This is a genomic window from Glutamicibacter sp. ZJUTW (assembly GCF_008370855.1).
Lineage (GTDB): Bacteria > Actinomycetota > Actinomycetes > Actinomycetales > Micrococcaceae > Glutamicibacter > Glutamicibacter nicotianae.
Genome location: NZ_CP043624.1, coordinates 2,248,456 through 2,272,946, shown reverse-complemented (window position 1 = coordinate 2,272,946; position 24,491 = coordinate 2,248,456). Strand labels below are relative to the sequence as shown.

The following is a 24,491-nucleotide window of genomic DNA, read 5'->3' as shown; positions in this document are numbered from 1 at the left end:
GATCTCCATTTTGCGTTAACCTGAAACTCTCCAGCCACCGAACCCAGAAGACGCCCGGGAGGCAATTGGGGGCTGGGCTCTGGACGCGTCGCTAATCCGTACGCAGGGAGATCGTCTGGTGGCACAAGACAACGTCTCTCTGACGCCACCCCGCGGTCGATGAATGCCCTTTACACGGCTACGGGCAAGGACATCGGCAGATGCATTTGATTTCCCAGGTCCGAGCACGGCCGCTCGCAATCTTGCGGGCCGGGTGCAGTCAGTGCAAGAAATATGGGCAGCACCGCAGAATAATTCGGGTCAGGTGAGGCATTCGAGCGGAGTGGGATTAAGGACACGCTTTTCGATTCGCTATTGAGTTCAACAGTTGGTAATGTTGTATTTACCGACGCGGGGTGGAGCAGTTCGGTAGCTCGCCGGGCTCATAACCCGGAGGTCAGAGGTTCAAATCCTCTCCCCGCCACGAATGTGGAAACGGAGATCCGAAAGGGTCTCCGTTTTCTTTGTCTTGGCAGCTTGGCGCCGCCGCCGGATCACGGCCAGTCGTCGATCAGACCCGCGAAATCAGAAACTCGGATCTCTGCCCCGCCGCGAGTCGGTGCGATTGGCCACCTGGTTCCCGACAGCTAATTCTCTTGCTGGCCTACCAGGTGCATCTGAAAAGATCCTTCGTTACCCGCTCATGCTGTGTGGGACTGGTGCATTGTTCGATGCCTTAAGAGTGCTGGATCTTTGCGTGATCAAGCGCACTTCCTCAGGATTGGCCAAGTCATTCACCGATTGGTAAAGTTGTATTTACCGACGCGGGGTGGAGCAGTTCGGTAGCTCGCCGGGCTCATAACCCGGAGGTCAGAGGTTCAAATCCTCTCCCCGCCACGAAAGTGGAAACGGAGATTCGAAAGAGTCTCCGTTTCTTGTTTAATCATCAAAAGCAATTGGCTGGCAAGCTTGCGCACTACCAGCCAATTGACTATATCCCGTTATTCGAGTTCCTAGCTCTCCAAAGTACCAGCCTGCTTGGCCTTCAGAGCCGCCAGACGAGCTTCAACTTCGGTCTGCTCACCCAGATCTTCCAAGGACTCGAACTGGGCGTCCAGGCTTGACGCCTGCAATTCTGCAGCACCGCGGACTCGGGCTTCTTCGCGGCGAACCTTTTCCTCGAAGCGGCCGATCTCGCTGGATGGATCCATGATGTTCACGGATTTGATGGCTTCGTTGACCTGGTTCTGAGCGTGAGCCGACTTGGCGCGGGCGACCAGCTCGTCGCGCTTGCTGGCCAACTCTGTGCGCTTTTCCTTCATCATGTTCAAACCGCTCTTGAGCTTGTCCACGATTTGGCGCTGCGATGTAATCGTTGGCTCTGCAGTCTTCATCTCGGACTCGGCCTGCATCTGGCGCTGGATGGCGACCTTAGCCAAGTTGTCGAACTTCGCGGCATCATCTGCCTTGCCTGCGGAGCGGAATTCCTCCGCCTTGTTGGACGCTGCCAGTGCTTTGGCACCCCACTCGGAAGCTGCCTGCTCGTCCTCGCGGTAGTCGTCTTCCAGCATGCGCAGGTTGCCGATGGTCTGGGCAATCGCCTGCTCTGCTTCAGCGATATTGTCATTGTAGTCGCGCACCATCTGATCCATCATTTTCTGAGGATCTTCAGCTGCGTCGAGCATCGCATTGATGTTGGCCTTGGCCAGCTGGGAAATGCGTCCGAAGATTGACTGCTTGATCATGGTTGGACCTTTCTGTCCGTCAGGAAAAACATTAGGTACTTCAAAACAACTAGTGAATCTATTCCGGCAAACTAGAAATTGCCGCCTCCGCCGCCTCCGAAGTCACCTCCTCCGAAACCGCCTCCGTCGCCAAAGCCGCCGAAGCCGCCCCCGCCGAAGAATCCTCCGCCGTCGCCGCCATCCGAATGACCGCCGTGGCTTCCGCCACCGAGGATAGTGTTTATCAGGATGCCGCCGAGCATGGCACCGCCGATGCCATCAAACATCCCGCCACCGCGGCCGCGGCCGTGGTTGCCGTAATTTCCGTATCCGCGGGAGCCGCCAAAACCGTCAAATCCACTGACATCGTTTTCGGCCATCTGCGCAGCCTGATCAGCCAACTGAATTGCACGTTGCGCCGAACCCACGGCACGCAGCGGATCGCTGCCGGAAAGCGAACGGGCTTCATCGAAGGTGCGTTGCGCTTCAGCAAGACGGGTGCGCGCCGAGGAACGTACGCCACCGCGACGGGCACGGATGTAATCGTCCGTGCCGCTGATGCGTGATGCCGCCGTGTGCAAGAGAGAATCAAGCTGCGCACGGGCAGACTGTTCCTGCTGCGCCCGGTCACGCGAACTGGACAGGGCCTCTGAGAGCGGGCGCACGGCCTCGTCGAGCTGGGTGATCAACGCTAGCGGGTTGTATCGGTCGCTGTTCAAGGCTTGCTTGGTATTATTCAGTGCGCTTTCCACACCGGCCACGGCACTCGCCAACCCGGGATTCGAACCGTTTGCCATGAAAGCTTTCGCTTGGGCCAGGTCCCGTTCGGCTAGTGCCATTGACGACTTCAAGTCTTGCTGGGCTTGCTCCAACGCTTCGCCGGCTTTGTTGATGGCTTTGAGCAACACGTCGGCTTGGTCCTGCGCTTCTTCCGCGTTTTGGATCAAGATCGCGGCATTGGGACGGTCATTGGCCAGTTTCTGCGATGCCTGCTTCAAGGCAGATGACGCAAAGGTCAAACGTTCTGCGGCTTGTTCGGCATTGTCCTTGATCTGTGCAACTGCGCTGGCATCGTATCGGCCAGCGAGGCGTTCCAAATCGGCAACTCTAGCCGAAAGCCTCTGATTGAGCGGTTCTTGATTCGCTGAAACCTCAGTAATGCGATCCTCCGCATTCTGCTCCAGCTGGCGCAACTGCTTGAACTCGTTGGCATGAGCCTGCAGGGAACGATTAACCTTCTGGCAACGGTCAATGATTTCATTCAGCCAAGAACGCTGATCCTGTTCGGTATCCGGGATATCGTCATCCAACTGCTGCTGCAAACGGAAGGATTCCGACAGGTGGGTCTTGGCCTGTTCGATATCTTCCAGATAGACCTGGACCGCTTGCCTCCCGTACTGAGCCTCGGCGAAGCCCAATTCCTGCTGGGAAGAACGAATCGAGTCGTCTGCTGCTACCAGCAATTGATCTGCCTGTAAACGGAGCTTGTCCAGCGGGATCAACTGTTGTCGCGGCGCAGGAGAGCCATAATTTCCAGGGTGTTGACCCGGGCCCTGGCCGAGTGAGGCGGTCTTCTTCTTGCTGCGCCGTGAAAGGAACAGGTATCCAACCACAGCGACTGCGCCAATGACCAGAACGACTGTTAGGAAACCCCCGCCGGAGGAAGAGCCATCGGGGCTGCCACCGCCTTCAACACTGCGCATGCCATCGATAGCGCCATCAACGGCGCCAGCCCAGTCATTTTCGCCGAGTGCTGGACTGATCTGGCTGCTGTAGATTTCGGTGGCGGCCGCGGCAATTGGGCCTCCCTTCGCGCCAGCAAAATATGCCTGCCGGGTCTGGGTAGCTACCACCAAGATGGAGTCGGCACTGCCCAGCCCCTTCTTGTTGGCAACCTCGGTGGCCCATTGATCAGCTTGGGCTGGGTTCGAGAACTCATCGACGAATACCGCAAATAGATTCAACCCTGTATCGCTGCGGAGCTCTTTGATTTCGGACTCCAAGCGCGACTCGTCCGAACCAAGCACACCTGAAGAATCGACTACGAAATCGCCGGGTGGAATAGTAACCGGCGATTCAGCGATTGCCGGTGCCGATAAGCCGAAAGAGGCTGCAGCTGCCAATAGTGCTCCAGCAATGAGCCGTCTAGCTTTCATACGCATGTCTTGTTTCCCGCCTGAAATACAACAGCCAATCCAAAGATCAGGAGAGGGCCGATCTGGCAATCCCCAGAGATTGGGTTCACACTTATGATTGATTCTATTTGCCCTAATGAACCACGTCTACGCCATTCAGCTGGCAGAATAGTTAACTCACAGCAGGTGCTCAGACACCACAATTCGATGCCACAGACCTGAGTTGAATAATTGAACTCAAGAGAATTCGACAGTTCGAAAGAGGCAAGCCATGAGCCAGACACCGAATGAGCCACGTGGGAACGATGCGGGCAATTCATCAGAACCAAAGAACAACAACACCGACCCAGTGGCTTCGAGTGAACCAACAGTGAGCTACCCGCGGGTGAACCCGGGCCCAAGCGCCAGCGAGCAGCCAACCAGCGCTTACCCAACGGCGGCTGCCGACAGCACGCAGAATTCGGCCCATCAACATGGCCAGCATTCCGATGCCCAGCCAGTCCAGAACGGATCTCCCTACGGTTCGAGCTACGCCATGCCGCCCAACGAGCCAGCGCACTACCCAGTCCCACCGGAGAAGCCTTCCCAGAACAAGAAGTCCTTCTCCGGCAGCACCCTCATCGCGGGAATGGTCGCGGCGGCACTGGTCGGCGGCGTCACCGCCGCTGGCACCACCTATCTCATGAATGACAATGCAGGCTCTTCCTCGGTCACGAGCTCGCCGCGCGAAGGAGTGGTGATCAACAATCCGGACAAAGTCACCGAAGTCACCGCCGCCGCCGCCAAGGCCAGTCCTAGTGTGGTGACCATCGAAGTATCAGGCAACGGCTCCGGCGGATCCGGCTCGGGCATCGTTTTGGATGACAAGGGAAACATTCTGACCAACACCCACGTGGTCACCCTAGGCGGAGAAGTTGCCAATCCAAAGATTTCGGTTCAGATGAACGACGGTACCGTGCATAGCGCCACTGTCGTCGGAACCGATCCGCTATCGGATCTGGCTGTCATCAACATCCAGGCCGATGGTCTGGTTCCTGCCACCTTGGGCTCATCGGCCGAACTGAACGTCGGGGATACCGCGGTCGCCATTGGCGCCCCGCTGGGCCTGAGCGGCACCGTCACCGACGGCATCATTTCCACCCTCAACCGCACTATCTCCATCGCGTCTTCGGCCGTGCCCGAGGAAAGCGACCAGAGCGATGGCGGAGACGGCAATCGGTTCAACTTCCAATTCCCCGGGCAAGAACAGCAACAGCAGCAATCAAGCGGATCGATCTACGTGAATGTCATCCAGACCGACGCGGCGATTAACCACGGCAACTCCGGCGGCGCACTGGTTGATGCCAATGGTGAAATTATCGGCGTCAACGTCGCCATCGCCTCGGCTGGCAACAGCGAGGAAGGCGGTTCGATTGGCGTGGGCTTCGCTATCCCTATCGACTATGCAAAGCGTGTTGCCCAGGAACTGATCGACAACGGCGTCGCAACGCACGGTCTGCTCGGTGCCACGGTGACCCCACAGGGCGCCTCGGGATCCAACCAGCAGAACGCATCGGCCTTCTCGGTTGGTGCCCGCATTGTTGAAATCAGCCCCGACTCCGCAGCTGACAAGGCGGGCTTGAAATCCGGCGACGTGATCACCGGCGTCAATGGCCGCGCGGTCCAGGACTCGCAGACGGTGACAGCCGCCATTCGCGAGATTCCTGCCGGGGGAGAAGCGAAAATCACCTATCTTCGCAATGGCCAGGAGCATACCGCAACCGCAACGGTCGGGACGCTGTCAAATAACTAAACAAATCGTCATGATGACGCTGTGGATCAAGTGACGAAGGCTGGTGACCAACCAGCCTGCGTCACTTGATGTTCTCAGAGCGATAAACGCCCGGTGAACTGCATTGTGTCGATACGATAGAGGTTGAAGGAATAAGCCTGCGCCCGTGTTTTGCACCGGAGCGGGCATGGATGCTTGTAGGAAGGCGCGAATGAGCGAGGAAAGCACCACGCCACTGAAAATAGTGGTCCTGGTCAAACACGTCCCAGATGTTCAATTTGACCGTCACATCGATTCGGGGACGCTGCGCCTGGACCGTGCGGAATCAGTCCTCTCGGAGTTGGACGAATACGCTGTCGAAGCCGCCGTTTCCATCGTGGAAGCCAACGGTGGATTCGCGGCCGGGCATGAAGTCATTGCTGCGACCATGGGTGGTAAGGGGGCGGGCAACTCGGTCAAGAAGGCCTTGCAGATGGGCGCCAGTTCTGGCCTGCATCTCAGCGATGAAGCCCTGGCCGGCTCCGATACCGTCGCCACGTCCAAAGCACTTGCCGCTCTGGTTGATTATGTTGGCAACGTGGACCTGGTTGTTACCGGCATGTCCTCGACTGACGCAGAGACTTCGGTTGTCCCAGCTCAGCTCGCAGAGCGACTGGGCTTTGCACAGCTGACTCACGCGCTCGCCGTCGAGTTCGACGCAGCACAGCGCGAACTGGCGATCAAGCGCGATCATCTGGATCGTACCTTGACCCTGACAGCTAGCCTGCCTGCAGTGCTTTCGGTCACCGACCAGGCCAATGAGCCCCGCTACCCGAATTTCAAGGCCATCATGGCCGCCAAGAAGAAGACCGTTACCGAGCTGGATTTGGCGGCTATCGGCTTGGATGCTGCGGCTGTTGGGGCCATTGGTTCGAACACCGAGGTTATCGGAGCCGAAGCCCGTCCTGCACGTGAAGCTGGAACTGTCATCAACGACAGCGGCCAGGCAGGCATTGCCTTGGTTGATTTCTTGGCCGAACAGAAGCTGATCTAAGGAATATTGAACATGCCTTCAGCCCTTGTATTTTTCTCTGAATTTTCCGAAGCACCGTCCAAAGCCCAACGCGAACTGCTGACCCTGGCATCCGGCTTCGAGAACCCAGCTGTGGCCGTTGCAAGCGAAGTCAGCTCCGCAGCACAGGAAGTGCTAGCTTCTTACGGCGTGGTGAAGCTCTACACCGCCTCCAGCCAGGCGCAGGTTTTCGGACAGCACGAGCTTTCCGTGCTTGACGCAGCCCTACAGGCTACCGGCGCCGGATTGGTTTTGCTTGCCAACGACAACTTCAGCCGTGAACTCGGGGCCCGCCTGGCTGTCCGCCACAACGGTGCGATTATCACTGACGTCATTGGCATCACCGGTGACTTGGTGGCGACCAAGGACGAGCTGGCCGGAAGCTACAGCGTTCAGGCCAAGCCAACCAACGGGACTCTCTTCGCCACTTTGAAGCCAAACAGCATCGAGGACGCTCCTGCTGCTGCCAACATCCCGTTGGCGGTAGAAGAACTGGCGCTGGAGGATTCCAGCGATGCCAAGGTCCGTATTGCGGCCGCCGAGGCCAAAGCAGCCAGCGACCGCCCGGCACTGACCGAAGCGCGCGTCGTGGTTGCTGGCGGACGTGGTGTCAATGGAGACTTCGGGCCGGTTGAAGACCTGGCCGATGCTTTGGGAGCCGCCGTGGGCGCTTCCCGCGCAGCAACCGATGCCGGTTGGATCTCGCATGATGCGCAGATCGGCCAGACCGGCGTTACCGTCGCGCCACAGCTGTACATTTCTGCAGGCATCTCCGGAGCGATCCAGCAGAAGGCCGGCATGCAGACCAGCAAATTCATCATTGCCATCAACAAGGATGTCGACGCACCAGTATTCGAAATCGCCGACCTGGGCATCGTTGGCGACCTGGCCAAGGTCCTGCCGCAGGCAGCCGAAGAGATTCGACGTCGCAAGGCATGATCGATACAGCGCGATTCATTGGCGCAGGCTCCCAGCGGGTTCTGGCCTTCGGCGCCCACCCGGATGATCTGGATTTTGGGGCGGCCGGCACCATCGCGGCACTGACCGCTGCGGGTGCAGAAGTCCAGTATTGCATCATGACCGACGGAGACGCCGGAGGCTTTGATGATCGGGATCCCGAAGAAACAGCCAGGCTCCGCCACGAAGAGCAGAAGCAGGCCGCGGCCAAGGTGGGTGTGAAGACCGTCCATTTCCTCGGTGAACGCGACGGCTTCTTGGAAGCCAACCACGATGTCATGCGCAAGGTGGTACGGCTGATGCGCCGGGTGAGGCCTACTATCGTGATTGCCATGCACCCAGAGCGCAAGTGGGATCGGATCCAGGCCTCGCACCCCGACCATCTGGCTTGCGGTGAAGCGGTCACTCGCGCGATATATCCGGCGGTGGAGAATCCGTTCTCCTATCCAGAACTGCTCCATGCCGAAGGACTGGAACCGTACAAGGTGCCTTGGCTCTGGTTGTGCGGCGCTCCGCAGGAACGCGAGAATGCCTACGTGGACATCACCGAATTCTTCGGCAAGAAGGTGGATGCCTTGCGTTCGCACTTCACGCAGCATCCGGACGTTGCGGCCATGGAAAACTATGTTCTGCAGCAGTGCGAAGAAAACGCCGTGCGGGGACAACTAGGAAAAGGCAAGCTTGCCGAAGCCTTCCACGCAGTGGCGGTGAACGCCAGCGACACGATTGCCGGGTTCTAGCGATCCGGGTGATGTGCATATGAAAAGAGCTCGGGGCGAAGATCATTAAATGGTCTTCGACCCGAGCTCTTTGCTTAGCCGGTGGTGAGTTGCTAGCTCGCGTCCTGCGTTTCCTGGTCTTGGGCCAGCGGAAGGTCCACTGAAGCTTCGGCATCTTCAGATGGCATGTCCGGGATCTTGGCACCCTCAATGGTGATGTGAAGCGCAATCACATCATCGGCTGGGGTCAGTCCAGCCGAGGCGTCTTCACCGGTGCTGGAAACGATCACCGAGACACTGCCGGACTCATGCACGGCCCAAGCAACGTATTGTTCCGACCCGTCCAAGGCCGGCAGCTCGGAGAGCTCGACACCCACAGCATTTTCGGACTCGGAGGAGCTGAGCACCGCTTGCCCGCCGCTCTTCAACTCGACGGTCTGGGTGACCGCATCATCGGCTTTGGATGCCTTAGATGCTTTCGTGCCTCCATTGAGCAGGGTGAAAATCACCAACGCTAGGACAACGATGATGGCAAGTCCTGTAACTGCGAAGATCCAGCGCTTGGGCTTTTTCTTCGCTGCACGTGAACTGCTGGCCACTTGGCTCACCAGGTCTAGACCCAGGTTCTCGTCCTGGGGTTCGTCGCGGTGCTGGGAATGGCTACCGTTCATGGTCTTGGAATCTCCCGAAATGTAGTCGGCACAGTTCAATACCCGTGAAACTGCGGGTACAGACTCGAGCCTACTTTATAAAGATTAGGTAAAGCTGTACGCGTGGCGTTGGCGAGCTGGTACTTTATGCGCCAGCGAAGCCGTGCTGGCGCCACGCTTCGAAGGCCACTACGGATGCAGTGTTGGCCAGGTTCATCGAGCGGCGTCCTGGAAGCATTGGCAAGCGGACCAAATCGGTGACGCGAGGATGCTGCTTATCCTCTGCGCTTAATCCAACAGATTCACGGCCGAAGAGCAGGATGTCGCTGGCCTCGTAGCTGATGTCCGAGTAGACAGTGGTTCCTTCGGAGGTGAAGGCGTAGACCCGGCCTTCGCCCAACGCATCAAAGGCAGCATCAAGATTTTCATGCACCGTGACGTTGGCCAGATCGTGGTAGTCCAATCCAGCGCGACGCAGGTTGGCATCCTCGAAGTTGAAGCCCAGCGGCTTCACCAGATGCAGTTCTGCGCCGGTGATGGCTGCTAGTCGGATGGCATTGCCGGAATTACCCGGGATCTCTGGGGCATTGAAAACGATACGAAACACTCAACTAGTTTAAGCTCTCGCCATGAAGATTTAAGCCATTGACCTTAGTACATCGCCTCACGCAACTTCGCCAGGGCCAGACGGTCAACAACATTTGGCGATGGACCGGAGCCCAGGAAGAGTTTCAACTCGCGGATCAATCCCGCGGCGTTGAGCACATTCGGCGTCGATGCCAGGGTTGGATCGGCATTGCGGCGGTACTCGATGACCGGTTCGTGATGATTGCCGTTGGCAGAAAGCACCAGGGTGAACGCGACAACGTTCATCTGCATGAACTGGCGTTGCATTCCGGAGATGGAGAACTGCGGAGGCTGCGTCAGCTTATTGCCGTGGCGCAAAACGTTGCCGTCAAAGGAATAATAGCCATCGGGCAACGTCATCGTGTTGATCACTGCCATGCGGTAACCTGCAAACAGCACATGGTCGTAGTGGCCGGATGCCGGCGAACGCAATCCATTAACCAAACGGGCCGCCGGCAAGATATTCATTACATTCTTGGCCAGCAAGTTGATGGTCTGGGCTTCGCGAAGCAGCCTCGATCGGTTGGAGAACAGGCCGCGCTTGCGAGGCTCTCCGTGTACCCGCTGCTCACAGATCTTCTTGTCCGGCAGCGCCAAGGAGGATTCTGACAATGGCGGTACATACTCGGTGGGCAACTGGGCCTTGGGTTGCTGTGGGCTCTTGCGCAAGCGCTCGTCGAACGGACGGGCGCTGAATCCGGCGCGCGGAGCGTTGCCCGGAGCCGGGAAGCTCTGCTCATAGTCCAGCGGAGCTGCCAGATCGTTCAGCTGCTGGAAAGCACGCTGCACTTCTTTGAACTTGTCTTCGCTGCCACCGAGATCTGGATGCGTGGCGCGAGCGGCTCTCCGGTATGCGATCTTGATCTCTTCCAAGCTCGCAGTGGGCGCGACACCAAGAATTTCATAGGGACTTGGTGTGCTCATTGAACGGAATAATCCTCTCGGTGCAAATGACCAGATGGCCAGTGCTTCCCATTTTAGCGAACGCAACCCAGCAAATTCTTTGTAGAAGCGTCAAGTTGCTAGGTAATCTCTATGCTCATGAGCTCGTTTGCGCACGCCGAAAAGATTCGAATTATCTTCCACCCGGCCTCAGGACGAGGACGGGGGAGGCGCCGTGCCCAGCAACTTGCTCAACAGCTGGGGGTTCTGGGACTGGAGCACGAGCTGGTTGATACCTCGGTTACCAGTGTGGAACAGGTCGGCGGTCGGCTCAGAGCTTCGCGGATCATCATCGTTATTGGCGGTGATGGCCTGATTCATCACTGCATCCAGCATGTTGCGGGTACTGCGATTCCCGTTGGGATTGTTCCGGCTGGCAGCGGCAACGACTTCTGGCGCATGACGGGGGACGCGAAGGCAGAAGATTCCTTGGCCAAGATGATTGCATTTTGCAGGCAACCGGGAGCAACGACGCCCATCGACCTGTTGGAACTGCGGTTTGACCAGGCCGGGGGATCACCGCGTTATGCGCTGGGTGCGGTCTCCTGGGGCTTTGAAGCCACCGTCAATGCGAAAGCCAACGCGCTGCCACGGCAACTCGGATCCTTGCGGTACATCGCCGGACTGATCCTGTGCATCCCGCAGCTGCGCGGATGGCACAGCGAGATCAAGGCCAATGGACTGGAATTTAGCGGGAGTGTCCTGGCCGCCAGTTTGGCCAATATAAAGTCCCTGGGCGGAGGAATCAGGCTCTTCCCGCGTGCCGAAATAACCGACGGCACCGCAGAATTGGCGATCGTACGGGGACCACGGATTCTGCGTGTCCTTCCGTATCTGCCGAGAATCCTCACCGGCGCACCACACCCATGGAAAGTCAGCGCACACCTTGCACAAGCCCGCGTGGAAACTAGTCGGAGTAGCTATGCCGACGGGGAATGCGTCGGCGAGGGGCCATTCGACCTATCTGTTATTCCGGCTGGGATTCAGCTGATCTCCTGAACCGGTAGTCGCAGAAGAGCATGCTGCCCTCTTCGAAAAGGGAATGCAGCTCGAACTGGAGGAAAACCTGCTGCTCGTGAACCGCAATTCGCATGCCATCGCCTGCCACCAGCACCGGTGAGTGGCTGATGCAAGCCGAATCCACGGCGCCAGCGGCGGCGAACTGACCGAAAATATGGGGACCACCCTCGGCATGGATGAAGCCAAGACCTCGGGAATGCAGGTAGTCGACAATTTCCTGTGGCGCGCATCCGCCGTCCTTGTCAGAAACCTGCACGAGCGTGACATTGGGTCCGAAAGCCTCACGCTGTTCGTCAGATACGTTGACGCTGGTGAAAACCAAGACTGGAATCGGAGACTTGGCAAAGACCGGCGCAGTTGGCTCCAGATGCAATCCGTGGGAAACGAGCGCCAGCACAGGCTGTGGTGGCATCCCACGCTCGATTCGCCATGCCATATCCTCTTCGGATAGGAGCTGTCCTTCGTATCCCTCGGCACGCACCGTTCCCGCACCGACCAGGATTACGTCGGCAAGTCGGCGCAAGAGCGAAAAAATCCTTCGATCGCCCGGTGAACCCAAACCGCCGGAAAGCCCATCAACCTGGGCGCTGCCATCGATGCTGCTAACGAAGTTGAAACGCACGAAAGGGCGTTGCCCGCTGGAGTAGCGTTCAAGCAGGAACTGGTCATCGACCTGATCAGAATGATGGGGGAGCAGGGCACGCATCTGGGGAACTCCTTACTTACTGGCTTCGCGTTCTGGGTGCGCAGGAGGATTGACATCCCCCATGTTGTGAATCTGGTAGGCAGGTTCCCGCCAACCCTGAGCTGCTTCTAGCAGGCGTACAGTCTGCACCGATTCAGGAATGTTGTGCATCCGCAGAATCCGGGCGCCATTCATGGCGCAGATTGTTGCTGCCACCATAGATCCGACCATGCGCTCGGCCTTCGGCAGGTTCAGCGTCTCGCCAATGAAGTCCTTATTCGAAACTGCAGCCAATGCCGGATAGCCCAAATCAGCAAAGGCCTGGAAACCGGCGGTCAGGTCCAGCGTGTGGCGGGTGTTCTTGTTCAGATCATGGCCCGGATCGACAATGATCTTCGCTGGCGAGATACCAGCATCCAACGCGACCTGGACCTTCTCCACCAGGTACTGGCGGATTTCGTCTACCACATCGTCATAGTGCGGGCGCGGATAGACGGTGCGGGGCTTGGCCAGCGAATGGGTGATCACCACGTGCACATTGTTCTTGGCCACCACCTGGGCCAATTCCGGGTAGGAAAATCCTGTGGTGTCATTGATGACATCCGCACCGGCATCAATGGCGGCTTGCGCCACCTGGGGGTGGAAAGTGTCGGCCGAGATGATCACCGAACTGCGTTGGCGCACTTGGCGGATCACCGGGACAATTCGCGCCGCCTCCTCCTGCCACGGAAGCTCGGGGCCAGGGGAGAAGGGCACCCCGCCGATGTCCACCCAGTCTGCGCCCGCCTCAACCGCACGCATGGCAGCGGCTACTGCATCGTCCAAGCCAAAGGTCGACCCTGCATCGTAGAAAGAATCCGGGGTGCGGTTGATCACGGCCATCACCGCGATCCGCTTTGAGAAATCCAAGGAACGCTGTGAAAAATCATGGACGGGAACCAAGAAGTCAGGCTTGAACATGCAGGAAGGCTCCCTTAGCTGGTTTCGACAAGTCATCTGTTGTTCTTCTATTCATACCACCGACTATGGCAGAGAGACGGAATTCCTCTGCTGATCTCGCTAGGCTTAGAGCATGCAGTTTTCCCACCTCTCCGCAGATCACGGGCAATGGATCGCGTCCGCTTGCGCATCGGCCGACCCCAGCACGGTTGTTGCCCAAATCCCTCACGGCTTTGAACGCTACGTTCGCATCTTGCACCCAGCCCTGGATGAAGATGACCAACTAGTGCGCTGGGAGACGGTGGCGCAGAGCCGCAAGCACATCATCACCGCGGCCGATCTTTTCGAAACCGTGGCCGGACTGGACGCGCAAGGCAATCCTGAAACAGAGGATGCCTGGGTGGATTCCGATCTGCCCCTTGACCAGCTCCCGGAATCCCAATGGCGTGCCCTGGCCGCAGAACTTGTCGCGGCTTCCCCGCAGGACCAGAAGTTCGTGGTGGGCTTGTGGGCAGGCTATGCCTTTATCGAAGGCGGTGATCGAATCCAGATTGAGCGCGAACCGGATCCTGCTTTGAACGATGAAGAGAACCAAAGGGAGTACGAACTGGCGCTCGCCGAAGCGCAGAAGCCGGCCTTTGGCCCCGAGGTCATCCACGCGGACCTGCTGGAGCTGGGTGGCGGATACCGGAACTACCACCTGTTCGAAGCCGACGCCGAGTTCCTGGCGCGACCCGAATGGGCAATAACTGCCGACGGTGCCCAGCGCCAGCGCCCTGCCTTGGCCTTTGCAGCAGACCACTCGTGGATGCTGTCAACCGAACCCTTCGATGACTGCACTATTCTGGGCGGACCAGCGTCATTGATCGAATCGATCCTGAATAATCCGCTGCTGGAAGCCATTGAGGTCGGCCAATTCACACGGATTGGCCATTCTAACTAGGGCACCAAACCCCGTACCATTGAAGAGTTATGAATACTTCCGCCGTATACCTGGATCACGCGGCAACCACCGATCTGAATCCAGCAGCTCTCGCTGCGATCACCGAGCAATATTCCCGCACGGGAAACCCGTCGTCCTTGCACACGGCAGGACGTCGTGCCAACCGTACGGTGGATGATGCCCGCCAGGCAATTGCCGAGGCTTCCGGAGCGCACTCCAGCGAATTGATCTTCACATCAGGCGGAACCGAATCGGATAATTTGGCGCTGAAGGGCCTTTTCTGGAACCGCGTAGCGGCCAATGCGCAGGCGCGCGCCATCGTGCTCACCGGCATCGAGCACCACGCGATCCTGGATACGGCAATCTGGTTGCAGGACCACGAGAATGCCACCTTGCTGTGGCTGGCCGTTGACGGGGACGGCGTAGTTGATCTCGATGCGGCAGAGAAGCTTTTTGCAGAGCACCACCAGCGCATTGCCTTGGCGACCTTGATGTGGGCCAACAATGAGGTCGGCACCGTGCAGCCAGTTCGTGAATTCGCCGCCTTGGCTGGCCGCCACGGGATCCCTGTGCACTCGGATGCGGTCCAGGCCTTCGGAGCGGTGGAGGTCGACTTCGCCTCCTCGAATTTGGCCACCATGGCGATCAGCGCGCATAAGATCGGAGGCCCGGTAGGTATCGGCGGACTGCTGGTTCGCAGGGATGTCGTGCTCACCCCTGTGCAGCACGGCGGCGGACATGAACGCAAGCTGCGTTCGGGCACCCTGAACGCCGCCCACGCGGCCGGCTTCGCCGCTGCGGCTACTGCGGTGCGTGCCGAATTGCAGCAGGAAGCCGCGCGGCTGAGCGAACTGCGCGAATACGCTGTCGAGAAGATCAGCGGCTTAATTCCAGAAGCCGTGCTGAACGGTCCACGGGACCAGGCCAACGAAGGCAAGCGGTTGCCCGGCAATCTGCACTTCACTTTCCCCGAATGCGAAGGCGATTCCCTGCTCTTCGGCTTGGATATGGTGGGCATTGCCTCATCCACTGGTTCGGCCTGCACCGCTGGCGTTCCGCAGCCTTCGCATGTTTTGCTGGCTATGGGACGCGATGCGCGCACCGCGCGCAGTGTGCAACGCTTCACATTGGGGCATACATCCACGCGCGCCGACGTTGACGCATTACTAGAGGCTTTGCCGCAAGCATATGCCCAGGCAAAGAAGGCTGGCATGGCAGCCGATGAAAGCAGCATCCACACGGCAGGAACAGGTTTTACACGATGAAAGTACTAGCAGCGATGTCCGGAGGCGTGGACTCGGCGGTCGCCGCCGCCCGCGCAGTTGAAGCCGGCCACGATGTGGTCGGCGTGCACCTGGCCCTGTCCCGCATGCCAGGGACCCTGCGGACCGGTTCGCGCGGTTGCTGCACCTTGGAAGACTCCAACGACGCTTGGCGTGCCTGCGACAAGCTGGGCATCCCGTACTACGTTTGGGATTTCTCTGACCGCTTCGCCGAGGACGTGGTGGATGACTTCGTATCCGAATACGAGGCCGGCCGCACCCCGAACCCGTGCATGCGCTGCAATGAGAAGATCAAGTTCGCCGCCTTGCTCGAGAAGGCCCTGGCCCTGGGCTTTGATGCGGTCTGCACCGGTCACTACGCCAAGGTGCTGCGCGACGAGCAGGGCAACCCGGAGCTGCACCGCGCCGCGGACTGGGCCAAGGACCAGTCCTACGTCTTGGGCGTGCTGACCCACGAGCAGCTGGAGCACTGCATGTTCCCGCTGGCCGAGACCCCCTCCAAAGCGGAAGTCCGTGCCGAAGCCGCCGCGCGTGGCCTGACGGTCGCGAACAAGCCCGACAGCTACGACATCTGCTTCATCCCTGATGGGGATACCCGCGGATGGCTGGCTGAACGCATTGAGATGAAGCCAGGGGAGATTGTCGACCACGAGGGCAACCAGCTTGGCGAGCACGAAGGCGCGCAGGCCTTCACTGTTGGCCAGCGCAAGGGCCTTCGCCTGGGCCGTCCGGCTGCCGATGGAAAACCGCGTTTCGTGCTGGAAATCCGTCCGAAGGAGAACAAGGTGATCGTCGGTCCGGAGGCTCTGCTGGCCGTGGACCAGTTGCGCGGTATCCGCATTTCCTGGGCGGGCGTGCCAATCGCTGAAGTCTTCAGCGGAGACACCTTCGATTGCATGGTGCAGGTGCGTGCGCACGGCGATCCGGTGGCTGCTGTGGCTCACATGGAGCGCTCCGATGAGGGCCGCGACGAGCTGGTAGTCAATCTCCCTGAAGGCATGCGCGGAGTCGCGCCGGGCCAGACCATGGTCGTTTACCAGGGCAGCCGGGTGCTGGGCCAGGCAACCATCGATTCTGCCCGTTCCAGCGCCTGGGACTCCAGCAAGGTCAACTGATTATGCCGACGCAAAGAAGCCCTTGGTTCCATTCGAAAGAGAATGGAACCAAGGGCTTCTTTGCGTCATAGGCTCTTTAGCTTCGCCAAAGGGCAAAAGATGGGTTGTTGCCCCGCTCGCGGAATGTCCGAGCAGCCGGGCGAGCCAATTGAAACGGATCGAGACAGCTTCTAGTCCTCGTCGACAATGCCGAACATATGGGCCGAAATATCCTGGTACTCCACGCGGGTCTTGCCTTTTTCCAGCTTTGGCAGCTGCGCCGGGGAGTGCGTGTGGCAGTGCACGAAATCGAAGGCAGGCCACCACTTCTTGGGACGCTCGTATTCGCTGAAGCCGCAGACTTCGCAGACCAGGTGAATCCACACGGGCCGTTTGCCGGTGCGATTCGCACGCGACTGGGCCAGCCATGCAGGCGGGTTCGAATTCAGTTCACGAAACTCGGCTTCGCTCAACTTCGACGGGATGCCGTGCTTCTTGGCCATTTCTACTGGGATATCCAACGCGATTGCCGCGTCTCTACGAGTCATCATTGATATCTAGCTTATGCCACCGGGCGAACGCCCCGAAAACCATGCCAGCCCATCGCAACGGTGAGTTAGCGTGGCTATGGGCTGAAGCGCAAAAAGCGGGCGTTGAGACCGCGCTTTTGCAAATTTCCACCTCTTCCATTCGTATTTCGTGCCCTGCATCACATAGGCTATGTGAAGCATGTGCTAATCATCACAGTGCATGCATGTATCTAGACGAAGGATGACTCATGACTCGCAAGAAGAACGGACTGCGACTCGCAGCAGCCGTTGTGGGTATCTCTGCCCTGGCTCTGACCGGCTGCACCCAAGCTGCAGACAGTGGCAATGACGGCGGCGGCAATGGCGATGCCAGCGCCCCGATCACCCTGGGCACCACTGACAAAGTGACCTCTCTGGACCCTGCTGGATCCTACGACAACGGTTCGTTCATGGTCATGAACCAGATCTACCCCTTCCTGCTCAACTCCGAGCCGGGCAGCCCGGACCCATCGATGAGCCTTGCCGAGTCCGCAGAGTTCACCACCCCGACCGAATACACGGTCAAGCTGAAGTCGGGCTTGAAGTGGGCCAACGGCCACGACCTAGACTCCAAGGACGTCAAGTTCACCTTCGACCGCCAGCTGAAGATCGCGGACCCCAACGGTCCTTCCTCGCTGCTTGGCAACGTCGAGTCCATCGAAGCGCCAGATGCCACCACCGTGGTCTTCAAGCTGAAGGTCGCCAACGACCAGACCTTCCCGCAGGTGCTGACCTCTCCGGTCGGCCCGATCGTTGATGACGAAGTGTTCTCCGCGGACAAGGTCATGGACGACCAGGAGATCGTTGAGGCCAAGGCCTTCGGCGGCCAGTACGTCATTGATTCGTACAACAAGAACAACCTGATCTCGTTCAGCGCCAACGAGTCCTACCAGGGCGTGCTGGGCCCAGCTGCCAATGACAAGGCGGCGATCAAGTACTACGCCGACGCCAACAACCTGAAGCTCGAAGTCCAGGAAGGCAAGATCGACGTCGCATGGCGTTCGCTGACTCCAACCGACATCGAGGACCTGGGCAAGGATGAGAACCTCGTGGTTCACAAGGGCCCAGGCGGCGAGCTGCGCTACATCGTCTTCAACTTCGATTCCATGCCGTACGGCGCCAAGACCGATGACGCTGATGAAACGAAGTCGCTGGCCGTGCGCCAGGCCGCCGCGCACCTCGTGGACCGCGAAGCCATCGCGAAGAACGTCTACAAGGACACCTACACCCCGGCCTACTCCTACGTGCCGCAGGGCTTCACCGGTGCGATTGAGCCGCTGAAGGACCTGTACGGCACCGACGGAAAGCCGGATGCCGCCAAGGCCAAGAAGGTACTGGAGGATGCCGGCGTCGAGACTCCGGTCAAGCTCGCACTGCAGTACAACCCGGACCACTACGGCCCGAACTCCGGTGACGAATACGCACTGGTTGAGAAGCAACTGGAAGCCGATGGCCTGTTCGACGTCGACCTGAAGTCCACCGAATGGGTGACCTACCAGAAGCAGCGCGTCTCGGATTACCCTGCCTACCAGCTGGGCTGGTTCCCTGACTACTCGGACGCCGACAACTACCTGTCGCCGTTCTTCGCCAAGGACAACTTCCTGTCGAACAACTACGACAATCCCGAGGTCGACAAGCTGATCTCCGAGCAGCGCGGCATGACCGACGCTGCCGAGCGCACCAAGGCCATCGAAGAACTGCAGACAATGGTCGCCGAGGATCTGTCCACGCTGCCGCTGCTGCAAGGTGCCCAGGTGGCCATTGCAGGCAAGGACGTCAAGAACGTCGACAAGACCCTGGACGCTTCGTTCAAGTTCCGTCTCGGTGTGCTGAGCAAGTAATTCCGCTCCAGCCTCGCAGACAGCAAACCTGAGGGGATCCGCCACGCGCCAGCATTGGCGCACGCGGTGGATCCCCTTGGCATGCGCCGTCAACGGCAACTCTCCACGGCGCATCGCCATGCATCCTGAACCAAAAGGACAGACGATGACTATCACGTCGCCGCCGGGCCAAGAAGCAAGCCCGCTAGCAACACCCAAACCAGCAAAGCAGAAGGGCGGGGGATTCCTCCGCTACCTGATTACCCGATTCTTGCTGATCATTCCCACTGTCTTCATCCTCATCACAGTGGTGTTCTTCCTGATGCGCGTGACCGGCGACCCGATCACCGCGGCCCTGGGCGGACGGCTCACACCGGACCAGCTGGCCCAGCGCATCCACGAAGCCGGCTATGACCGGCCGATCCTGATCCAGTACTTCGAGTACCTGGGCCAGATCGTCACCGGAGACCTGGGCCGCACCATGAGCGATAACCGCGCGGTCACCGAAGTGCTGGCCACCTACGGCGCAGCCACCTTGGAACTGGCCATCAATGCGGTGATCGTCGCGCTGCTGGTCGGCATCCCGCTGGGCCTGGTCGCCGCAAAGTTCCGCGACCGCTACCCCGATGCCGTGCTGCGCATCCTGGCCATCCTCTCCTACGCCACCCCGGTCTTCTTCGCCGGCCTGCTGCTCAAGCTGGTTTTCGGCGTGTGGCTCGGCTGGCTGCCCATCAGCGGACGTGCCGACTGGCAGACCGAACTCGAGCTCACCGGATTGCAGAGCCCCAGCGGCATCTACTGGCTGGACGCGCTGCGCAGCGGCAACATGGAAGCATTCGCCAACGTCACCGAGCATGCGATCCTGCCGGCATTGGCGCTGGGCCTGCTCACCGGCGGCGTGTTCCTGCGCCTGGTGCGCACCAACGCGATTGGCACGCTGGGCCGTGAATACGTCGAAGCCGGCCGTTCGCGCGGTGTCAGCGAATACCGGCTGACCACCAAGCACGCCTACCGCCCGGCATTGATCCCGATCATCACCGTCATGGGCCTGCAGATCGCCATGCTGCTCGGCGGCGCGGTGCTCACCGAGACCACCTTCGAATGGTCGGGGCTTGGCTTCAAGCTTGCCGAATACCTCACCGCCCGCGACTTCGTGGCAGTGCAGGGCATCGTGGTGCTGCTGGCCATCATCGTCGCCGTTACCAACTTCATTGTCGACGTGCTGGCCGCCTTGATCGACCCGAGAGTCAGGTACTAATCATGAGCACAGCAACCCTGCCCGCCTCGAACAAATCCTGGCTTGACCGGCTCCCGGTCATTTCCCACCTGCGCATGTCCTCGGGCCTGCAGCGCGGCATGCTGATTGCCGGCCTGATACTGTCCGGGCTGTTCATCATCACCGCCTTGTTCGCACCGCTGATCGCGCCCTTCGACTTCGCGCAGTCCTCGGACGCCTCGGGCGACTTCCCGCGCCAAGCTGCCCCGGACAGCAAATTCATATGGGGCACCACCGCCACCGGCTACGACGTGTTCTCGCGCACCCTCTTCGGCGCGCAGACGGCCATCTGGGTAATCCTGGCCGCCGTGGTCATGTCCCTGTTCCTCGGCGTGCTGCTGGGGCTGGTCTCCGGCTACCTCGGCGGCTGGTTCGACCGCATCGCCGTGGTGCTGTCCGACGCGATCTACGCCTTCCCGTCCCTGCTGCTGGCCATCGTGATGTCCATCGTGATCTCGCAGGGCCAGTCCTCGCTCTTCGGCGGCGTCATGGCGGCCGCCATTTCCATCACCGTGGTGTTCATCCCGCAATACTTCCGCGTGGTCCGCGCCGAGGTGATGCGCCTGAAGGCGGAGCCGTTCGTGGAATCCGCCCAGGTGATCGGCGCCAGCCCATGGCGGGTGATGTTCGCCCACCTGCTGCGCAACGCCACCCGCACCCTGCCGCTGATCTTCACGCTCAACGCGACCGAGGCGCTGCTGACCCTGGCCGGCTTGGGCTTCCTGGGCTTCGGCATCGAGCCGACCAGCGCGTCGGAATGGGGCTACGACCTGAACCGCGCAATGTCCGATGCGACCAGCGGCATCTGGTGGACCGGCCTGTTCCCGGGCTTGGCCATCGTGCTCACCGTCATGGGCCTGACCCTGGTGGGCGAGTCCATGAATGACCTCAATGACCCGCGCCTGCGCCGCTTCAGCCGCAAGAAGGCCAAGCGCATCACCCAGTCCGGACAGGTAGGAGCAAGCAAATGACCAATAGTCCTGTCCTCAATCCAGAGGCCAACGCCGGCACCCCGGAGGTGCTGCGCGTCGAGGATCTGAACATCGATTTCGTCACCGACGCGGGCGCCGTGCCAGCGGTGCGCGGTGTCGACCTGCAGGTCAAGACCGGCGAGATCCTGGCTATCGTGGGCGAATCCGGTTCCGGGAAGTCCGTCACCGCACGCACCGCCTTGGGCATCCTTGCCGAGAACGGCGCCTCGCGTGGCGGCGTCTACCTCAAGGGCAAGAACATGCTGACCCTGCGCGGCCACGAGCTGCGCGAAGCCCGCGGCCGTGATGTGGCCATGGTCTTCCAGGAGCCGTCCACGGCGCTGAACCCGGTGTACACCGTGGGCTGGCAGATCATGGAGGGCATCCGCGCGCACAATAAGATCTCCAAGAAGGAAGCCAAGTCGCGCGCCATCGAGGCGATGCGCCAAGTCGGCATCCCGGATCCGGAGCAGCGCGTGGACTACTACCCGCACCAGTTCTCCGGCGGGCAGAAGCAGCGCGTCGTCATCGCCGCGGCGCTGGCCCTGAAGCCGGAGCTGATCGTGGCCGACGAGCCGACCACCGCATTGGATGTCACTGTTCAGGCCGAAATCCTGCAGCTGCTGCGCGATTTGCGTGACGAGCTGGGCACCGCGATTGTCATCATCACCCACAATATGGGCGTGGTGGCCGATATCGCGGACCGCGTGATCGTGATGAACCAGGGGCAGATCGTCGAGCAAGCACCGGTGATCCAGCTCTTCGAAGCCCCGCAGGAGGACTACACCAAGTCCCTGCTGGCCGCCGTGCCGCACCTGGGGCGCGAAAGCGCCTCGGAAGGGCTGGCCGAACGCCCGCACCAGGATGCTGAAGTGCTGGTGGAAGCGGCGGGCCTGAAAGTGCATTTCCCCGGTCGCCTCGGCGCTCCGGGCTTCACCGCGGTCAACGAGGTGGACCTGAAGATCCACGCCGGGGAGGTCTACGGCCTGGTCGGCGAGTCGGGATCGGGCAAGACCACCATCGGGCGCAGCATTGCCGGGCTCAACCGCATCACCGGCGGCTCGCTGAAGGTGCTGGGCTACGAAATGGCCCAGTTCAAGGAACGCACCTTCAAGCCGCTGCGCGAGCAGATCGGATTCGTGTTCCAGGATCCAGCGGCGAGCTTCAACCCGCATCTGACCGTGGGCGAATGCGTTGCCGAGCCGCTGGCAGTGCACCGCGACCTGAATCCGCCGCAGACCCGTGCCAAGGTGGCCGAGCTGCTGGAGTCGGTGCAGCTGCCGGCCGGATTCGCGAACCGGTACCCGCACGAGCTCTCCGGCGGCCAGCGCCAGCGCGCCTCGCTGGCCCGCGCACTGGCCCTGGAACCGAAGCTGCTGATCGCCGATGAGCCAACCAGCGCGTTGGACGTTTCGGTGCAGGCCAAGGTGCTGGAGCTGTTCCGCGAATTGCAGGCCGAACTGGGCTTCGCCGCCCTGTTCGTCTCGCATGACCTGGCAGTGGTCGACCAGCTGGCGACCTGGGTGGGCGTCCTGTTCCGCGGCAGCCTGCTGGAAGAAGGGCTGGGATCCAAGGTGCTGGCCAACCCGATGCACGAGTACACCCAGCGGCTCATTGCCTCGCTGCCGGTGCCGGACCCGCGCGAGCAAGCCCAGCGCCGCAAGCTGATCGAGCGGCTGAACGGATCCTGAGCCACCGGCAATCAAGGAACCGCGGGCATGCCCCGGACACGGATTGGCACCGTGTCCGGGCACGTCACCTTGTGCGCAATCCGGCATGTGAACCCGTAAACTGGTGCCATGAACGAGCCGAAGAACACTGAGACCACCCAGTCATTCGACCCGCACGCGAGCTCGTTGCAGGGCGAGGTGAAGAATGAAGTCCTCGAAGAGCTGTACGCAATCCGCGGCAGCATCGACAACTTCGATGCCCAGCTGGTCTTCCTCTTGGCCGAACGCTTCAAGGCTACCCAGCGCGTCGGAATCCTCAAGGCCAAGCACCAGCTGCCGCCCAGCGATCCGAATCGCGAGAAGGCGCAGATCGAGCGCCTGCGCGATCTCGCCCACGAAGCGCATCTTGACCCGGAATTCGCTGAGAAGTTCTTGAATTTCGTGATTTCTGAAGTCATCCGCCACCACCAGAACATTTCAGACTCGCACAACAATGCCTGAGCAAGAACTGCAGGTCGCTGAACGCCGCGATGTCCACGCCACTGCCTTCTGCCAGTTCCCGGGCACCGACCCGCTGGCCATCCATGAAGTGCTGCGCGGCGAGTTGGGCGAGCCCAACCTCGCGGTCTTCCCGCAGCTGCCCGACCGCGGTGTCGGTGCGGACGCGGTAGGCCGCAGCGCCGCGCTGCTGGCAGACCTCGGCTTCGATTTGCAGCCGCATGGCTGGAGGATCGGCGTCACCGACGGCATCGATGCCCGCCGGGCGCGCAGCATCCTGCGCAGCGACGAGAACCTGCTCGCCGATGTTCTGGGCGCCGAAGCCCGTCCTGCCCAGCGGCTCAAGCTCACCCTGCTCGGACCGTGGACCCTGGCCGCCAGCCTGTACCTGCCCAACGGGGAGCGCGTGATCAGCGATCACGGGGCCCGGCGCGATGTCATCGAGTCCTACGCCCACGGAGCCCGCGAGCAGCTGGACCGCCTGGCCCGCATCACCTCGCTGGCCGACTTCACCATCCAGCTTGATGAGCCGCTGCTGGGCGACGTGCTTGACGGCACCATCAGCACCGCCAGCGGCTACCGGACCCTGCGCTCGATTCCGCGCGCCGAAGTGCGCAGCTCCTATGAGCAGTTCCTCAAGGTGCTCGGCGGCGATTCCCAAGGCCAGCGGGTTGCCTCGCTGCTGAACCTGCCAACCCAGGACGAGCACTGGATTAAACGGGTCGATCTGCTGCACCAGGCCGGTGCCGGCGCGATGGTCATCGACCCTTCCGGCCTGACGCACCGCAAATGGGAACGGGTCGCCGGGCTGGTAGAAGGCGGAGACCGCGTCTTCTTGCAGGTGCTGGCCCCTTCCGAGCGGGCCCCGGGTGTTGTCGAGGCGGTGAACTCCATCCTGCGTCCATGGCGCCAGCTGGGATTGGGACTGGGTCAGCTCGGGGCGCTGACCCTGATGCCGCGCGGGGATTTCTCCCGCAGCAGCTCGGCCCAGGCCATCGAGAACCTGCAGCGGCTGGCCAGTTATGCCCAAGCGTTGGAGCAGACACGCGTCGATGCCTAGCCAACGCCCTGATTCCTGCCGGTCACAGCGGAAAAGGGCCGTTGATCATGTATCTTAGGAATAGTGGGGTAGCGGATCTACCCGGTTTGGCCAGTTGGCGGAAAACCT

General features: G+C 60.5%; 22 protein-coding genes and 2 tRNA genes. 16 read left to right on the top strand and 8 right to left on the bottom strand.

All coding sequences use genetic code 11. The features are described 5' to 3' along the window. Window positions 1–389: 389 nt before the first annotated feature. Window positions 390–463, top strand: a tRNA-Met gene (locus F0M17_RS10665). Between the two features lie 339 nt (window positions 464–802). Next, window positions 803–876, top strand: a tRNA-Met gene (locus tag F0M17_RS10660). A 116-nt stretch (window positions 877–992) separates the two neighbouring features. Here F0M17_RS10660 and F0M17_RS10655 read toward each other — a convergent pair. Together F0M17_RS10655 and F0M17_RS17455 are read right to left on the bottom strand one after the other, a co-directional pair. Continuing rightward, window positions 993–1,724 carry a PspA/IM30 family protein gene (locus tag F0M17_RS10655; RefSeq protein ID WP_038990570.1) on the bottom strand — a complete coding sequence of 244 codons (732 nt, stop codon included), beginning with the start codon at window positions 1,722–1,724 and terminating at the stop codon, window positions 993–995. Window positions 1,725–1,795: 71 nt separating this feature from the next. After that, entirely contained in the window at window positions 1,796–3,826 is a 2,031-nt protein-coding gene (locus tag F0M17_RS17455; protein ID WP_210416634.1) for a TPM domain-containing protein, read from the bottom strand. Window positions 3,827–4,109: 283 nt separating this feature from the next. Between F0M17_RS17455 and F0M17_RS10645 the strand changes: the two genes are divergently transcribed. The 4 genes from F0M17_RS10645 to F0M17_RS10630 all read left to right on the top strand — a co-directional run bounded on the left by F0M17_RS10645 (window position 4,110) and on the right by F0M17_RS10630 (window position 8,357). Beyond that, complete coding sequence (locus F0M17_RS10645) at window positions 4,110–5,630, top strand: S1C family serine protease (RefSeq protein WP_038990567.1); 1,521 nt, start codon at window positions 4,110–4,112, stop codon at window positions 5,628–5,630. 190 nt (window positions 5,631–5,820) lie between these two features. Further along, window positions 5,821–6,642 carry an electron transfer flavoprotein subunit beta/FixA family protein gene (locus F0M17_RS10640; protein WP_174787696.1) on the top strand — a complete coding sequence of 274 codons (822 nt, stop codon included), beginning with the start codon at window positions 5,821–5,823 and terminating at the stop codon, window positions 6,640–6,642. A 12-nt stretch (window positions 6,643–6,654) separates the two neighbouring features. Further along, the gene (locus F0M17_RS10635) at window positions 6,655–7,599 is read left to right on the top strand and encodes an electron transfer flavoprotein subunit alpha/FixB family protein (protein WP_073705988.1); all 945 of its coding nucleotides are present in this window, start codon (window positions 6,655–6,657) and stop codon (window positions 7,597–7,599) included. After that, window positions 7,596–8,357, top strand: a complete 762-nt coding sequence (locus tag F0M17_RS10630) for a PIG-L deacetylase family protein (RefSeq protein WP_149597096.1) — start codon at window positions 7,596–7,598, stop codon at window positions 8,355–8,357. The genes F0M17_RS10635 and F0M17_RS10630 overlap by 4 nt, the downstream gene beginning before the upstream one ends. Window positions 8,358–8,449: 92 nt before the next feature. Here F0M17_RS10630 and F0M17_RS10625 read toward each other — a convergent pair whose 3' ends face one another. The 3 genes from F0M17_RS10625 to F0M17_RS10615 all read right to left on the bottom strand — a co-directional run bounded on the left by F0M17_RS10625 (window position 8,450) and on the right by F0M17_RS10615 (window position 10,537). Next, window positions 8,450–9,007 carry an anti-sigma factor domain-containing protein gene (locus F0M17_RS10625; RefSeq protein WP_073705990.1) on the bottom strand — a complete coding sequence of 186 codons (558 nt, stop codon included), beginning with the start codon at window positions 9,005–9,007 and terminating at the stop codon, window positions 8,450–8,452. A gap of 124 nt (window positions 9,008–9,131) precedes the next feature. Beyond that, window positions 9,132–9,593, bottom strand: a complete 462-nt coding sequence (locus F0M17_RS10620; protein WP_149597095.1) for a tRNA (cytidine(34)-2'-O)-methyltransferase — start codon at window positions 9,591–9,593, stop codon at window positions 9,132–9,134. Between the two features lie 44 nt (window positions 9,594–9,637). Next, on the bottom strand, window positions 9,638–10,537 hold the full coding sequence (locus F0M17_RS10615) for a DnaJ domain-containing protein (RefSeq protein WP_038990562.1): 900 nt from the start codon (window positions 10,535–10,537) through the stop codon (window positions 9,638–9,640). A 117-nt stretch (window positions 10,538–10,654) separates the two neighbouring features. On the opposite strand from F0M17_RS10615, the gene F0M17_RS10610 reads away from it, so the two are divergent. After that, entirely contained in the window at window positions 10,655–11,554 is a 900-nt protein-coding gene (locus F0M17_RS10610) for a diacylglycerol kinase family protein (protein ID WP_210416633.1), read from the top strand. On the opposite strand, the gene F0M17_RS10605 is transcribed toward F0M17_RS10610, so the two are convergent. Together F0M17_RS10605 and folP are read right to left on the bottom strand one after the other, a co-directional pair. Further along, window positions 11,523–12,281: a dihydrofolate reductase family protein gene (locus tag F0M17_RS10605; RefSeq protein WP_149597093.1), complete on the bottom strand. Its 759-nt coding sequence runs from the start codon at window positions 12,279–12,281 to the stop codon at window positions 11,523–11,525. The two genes, F0M17_RS10610 and F0M17_RS10605, sit on opposite strands and share 32 nt — an antisense overlap. 12 nt (window positions 12,282–12,293) lie before the next feature. Continuing rightward, entirely contained in the window at window positions 12,294–13,220 is a 927-nt protein-coding gene (gene folP / locus F0M17_RS10600; RefSeq protein WP_073705992.1) for a dihydropteroate synthase, read from the bottom strand. A 112-nt stretch (window positions 13,221–13,332) separates the two neighbouring features. Here folP and F0M17_RS10595 point away from each other — a divergent pair, with 112 nt between their 5' ends. Genes F0M17_RS10595 through mnmA form a run of 3 tightly spaced genes read left to right on the top strand, consistent with a single transcriptional unit; the run spans window position 13,333 to window position 16,540 of the window. After that, complete coding sequence (locus F0M17_RS10595; protein ID WP_149597092.1) at window positions 13,333–14,142, top strand: hypothetical protein; 810 nt, start codon at window positions 13,333–13,335, stop codon at window positions 14,140–14,142. Window positions 14,143–14,171: 29 nt separating this feature from the next. Continuing rightward, window positions 14,172–15,407, top strand: coding sequence for a cysteine desulfurase family protein (locus tag F0M17_RS10590; RefSeq protein WP_149597091.1), 1,236 nt, complete (start codon window positions 14,172–14,174; stop codon window positions 15,405–15,407). Further along, the gene (mnmA, locus tag F0M17_RS10585; protein WP_038990555.1) at window positions 15,404–16,540 is read left to right on the top strand and encodes a tRNA 2-thiouridine(34) synthase MnmA; all 1,137 of its coding nucleotides are present in this window, start codon (window positions 15,404–15,406) and stop codon (window positions 16,538–16,540) included. Before F0M17_RS10590 ends, mnmA begins: the two co-directional genes overlap by 4 nt. 170 nt (window positions 16,541–16,710) lie before the next feature. On the opposite strand, the gene F0M17_RS10580 is transcribed toward mnmA, so the two are convergent. Next, entirely contained in the window at window positions 16,711–17,070 is a 360-nt protein-coding gene (locus F0M17_RS10580) for a hypothetical protein (protein ID WP_038990554.1), read from the bottom strand. A 227-nt stretch (window positions 17,071–17,297) separates the two neighbouring features. Here F0M17_RS10580 and F0M17_RS10575 point away from each other — a divergent pair, with 227 nt between their 5' ends. The 6 genes from F0M17_RS10575 to F0M17_RS10550 all read left to right on the top strand — a co-directional run bounded on the left by F0M17_RS10575 (window position 17,298) and on the right by F0M17_RS10550 (window position 24,383). Next, window positions 17,298–18,929 carry an ABC transporter substrate-binding protein gene (locus F0M17_RS10575; protein ID WP_149597090.1) on the top strand — a complete coding sequence of 544 codons (1,632 nt, stop codon included), beginning with the start codon at window positions 17,298–17,300 and terminating at the stop codon, window positions 18,927–18,929. A 145-nt stretch (window positions 18,930–19,074) separates the two neighbouring features. Continuing rightward, on the top strand, window positions 19,075–20,166 hold the full coding sequence (locus tag F0M17_RS10570; RefSeq protein ID WP_066144207.1) for an ABC transporter permease: 1,092 nt from the start codon (window positions 19,075–19,077) through the stop codon (window positions 20,164–20,166). A gap of 2 nt (window positions 20,167–20,168) precedes the next feature. Continuing rightward, window positions 20,169–21,155 carry an ABC transporter permease gene (locus tag F0M17_RS10565; RefSeq protein WP_038990550.1) on the top strand — a complete coding sequence of 329 codons (987 nt, stop codon included), beginning with the start codon at window positions 20,169–20,171 and terminating at the stop codon, window positions 21,153–21,155. Next, window positions 21,152–22,846: an ABC transporter ATP-binding protein gene (locus F0M17_RS10560; RefSeq protein WP_073705997.1), complete on the top strand. Its 1,695-nt coding sequence runs from the start codon at window positions 21,152–21,154 to the stop codon at window positions 22,844–22,846. Before F0M17_RS10565 ends, F0M17_RS10560 begins: the two co-directional genes overlap by 4 nt. A 108-nt stretch (window positions 22,847–22,954) precedes the next feature. After that, window positions 22,955–23,326, top strand: coding sequence for a chorismate mutase (locus tag F0M17_RS10555; RefSeq protein ID WP_149597089.1), 372 nt, complete (start codon window positions 22,955–22,957; stop codon window positions 23,324–23,326). After that, entirely contained in the window at window positions 23,319–24,383 is a 1,065-nt protein-coding gene (locus tag F0M17_RS10550; protein ID WP_149597088.1) for a hypothetical protein, read from the top strand. Before F0M17_RS10555 ends, F0M17_RS10550 begins: the two co-directional genes overlap by 8 nt. The last annotated feature ends 108 nt before the right edge of the window (window positions 24,384–24,491 follow it).

Excerpts from the sequence above, each read along its gene's own strand:
- F0M17_RS10655 (WP_038990570.1), bottom strand. The coding sequence starts at position 1,724 with ATGATCAAGCAGTCAATCTTCGGACGCATTTCCCAGCTGGCCAAGGCC.
- F0M17_RS10645 (WP_038990567.1), top strand. The coding sequence starts at position 4,110 with ATGAGCCAGACACCGAATGAGCCACGTGGGAACGATGCGGGCAATTCA.
- F0M17_RS10640 (WP_174787696.1), top strand. The coding sequence starts at position 5,821 with ATGAGCGAGGAAAGCACCACGCCACTGAAAATAGTGGTCCTGGTCAAA.
- F0M17_RS10635 (WP_073705988.1), top strand. The coding sequence starts at position 6,655 with ATGCCTTCAGCCCTTGTATTTTTCTCTGAATTTTCCGAAGCACCGTCC.
- F0M17_RS10630 (WP_149597096.1), top strand. The coding sequence starts at position 7,596 with ATGATCGATACAGCGCGATTCATTGGCGCAGGCTCCCAGCGGGTTCTG.
- F0M17_RS10625 (WP_073705990.1), bottom strand. The coding sequence starts at position 9,007 with ATGAACGGTAGCCATTCCCAGCACCGCGACGAACCCCAGGACGAGAAC.
- F0M17_RS10615 (WP_038990562.1), bottom strand. The coding sequence starts at position 10,537 with ATGAGCACACCAAGTCCCTATGAAATTCTTGGTGTCGCGCCCACTGCG.
- F0M17_RS10610 (WP_210416633.1), top strand. The coding sequence starts at position 10,655 with ATGAGCTCGTTTGCGCACGCCGAAAAGATTCGAATTATCTTCCACCCG.
- F0M17_RS10605 (WP_149597093.1), bottom strand. The coding sequence starts at position 12,281 with ATGCGTGCCCTGCTCCCCCATCATTCTGATCAGGTCGATGACCAGTTC.
- folP (WP_073705992.1), bottom strand. The coding sequence starts at position 13,220 with ATGTTCAAGCCTGACTTCTTGGTTCCCGTCCATGATTTTTCACAGCGT.
- F0M17_RS10595 (WP_149597092.1), top strand. The coding sequence starts at position 13,333 with ATGCAGTTTTCCCACCTCTCCGCAGATCACGGGCAATGGATCGCGTCC.
- F0M17_RS10590 (WP_149597091.1), top strand. The coding sequence starts at position 14,172 with ATGAATACTTCCGCCGTATACCTGGATCACGCGGCAACCACCGATCTG.
- mnmA (WP_038990555.1), top strand. The coding sequence starts at position 15,404 with ATGAAAGTACTAGCAGCGATGTCCGGAGGCGTGGACTCGGCGGTCGCC.
- F0M17_RS10580 (WP_038990554.1), bottom strand. The coding sequence starts at position 17,070 with ATGATGACTCGTAGAGACGCGGCAATCGCGTTGGATATCCCAGTAGAA.
- F0M17_RS10575 (WP_149597090.1), top strand. The coding sequence starts at position 17,298 with ATGACTCGCAAGAAGAACGGACTGCGACTCGCAGCAGCCGTTGTGGGT.
- F0M17_RS10570 (WP_066144207.1), top strand. The coding sequence starts at position 19,075 with ATGACTATCACGTCGCCGCCGGGCCAAGAAGCAAGCCCGCTAGCAACA.
- F0M17_RS10565 (WP_038990550.1), top strand. The coding sequence starts at position 20,169 with ATGAGCACAGCAACCCTGCCCGCCTCGAACAAATCCTGGCTTGACCGG.
- F0M17_RS10560 (WP_073705997.1), top strand. The coding sequence starts at position 21,152 with ATGACCAATAGTCCTGTCCTCAATCCAGAGGCCAACGCCGGCACCCCG.
- F0M17_RS10555 (WP_149597089.1), top strand. The coding sequence starts at position 22,955 with ATGAACGAGCCGAAGAACACTGAGACCACCCAGTCATTCGACCCGCAC.
- F0M17_RS10550 (WP_149597088.1), top strand. The coding sequence starts at position 23,319 with ATGCCTGAGCAAGAACTGCAGGTCGCTGAACGCCGCGATGTCCACGCC.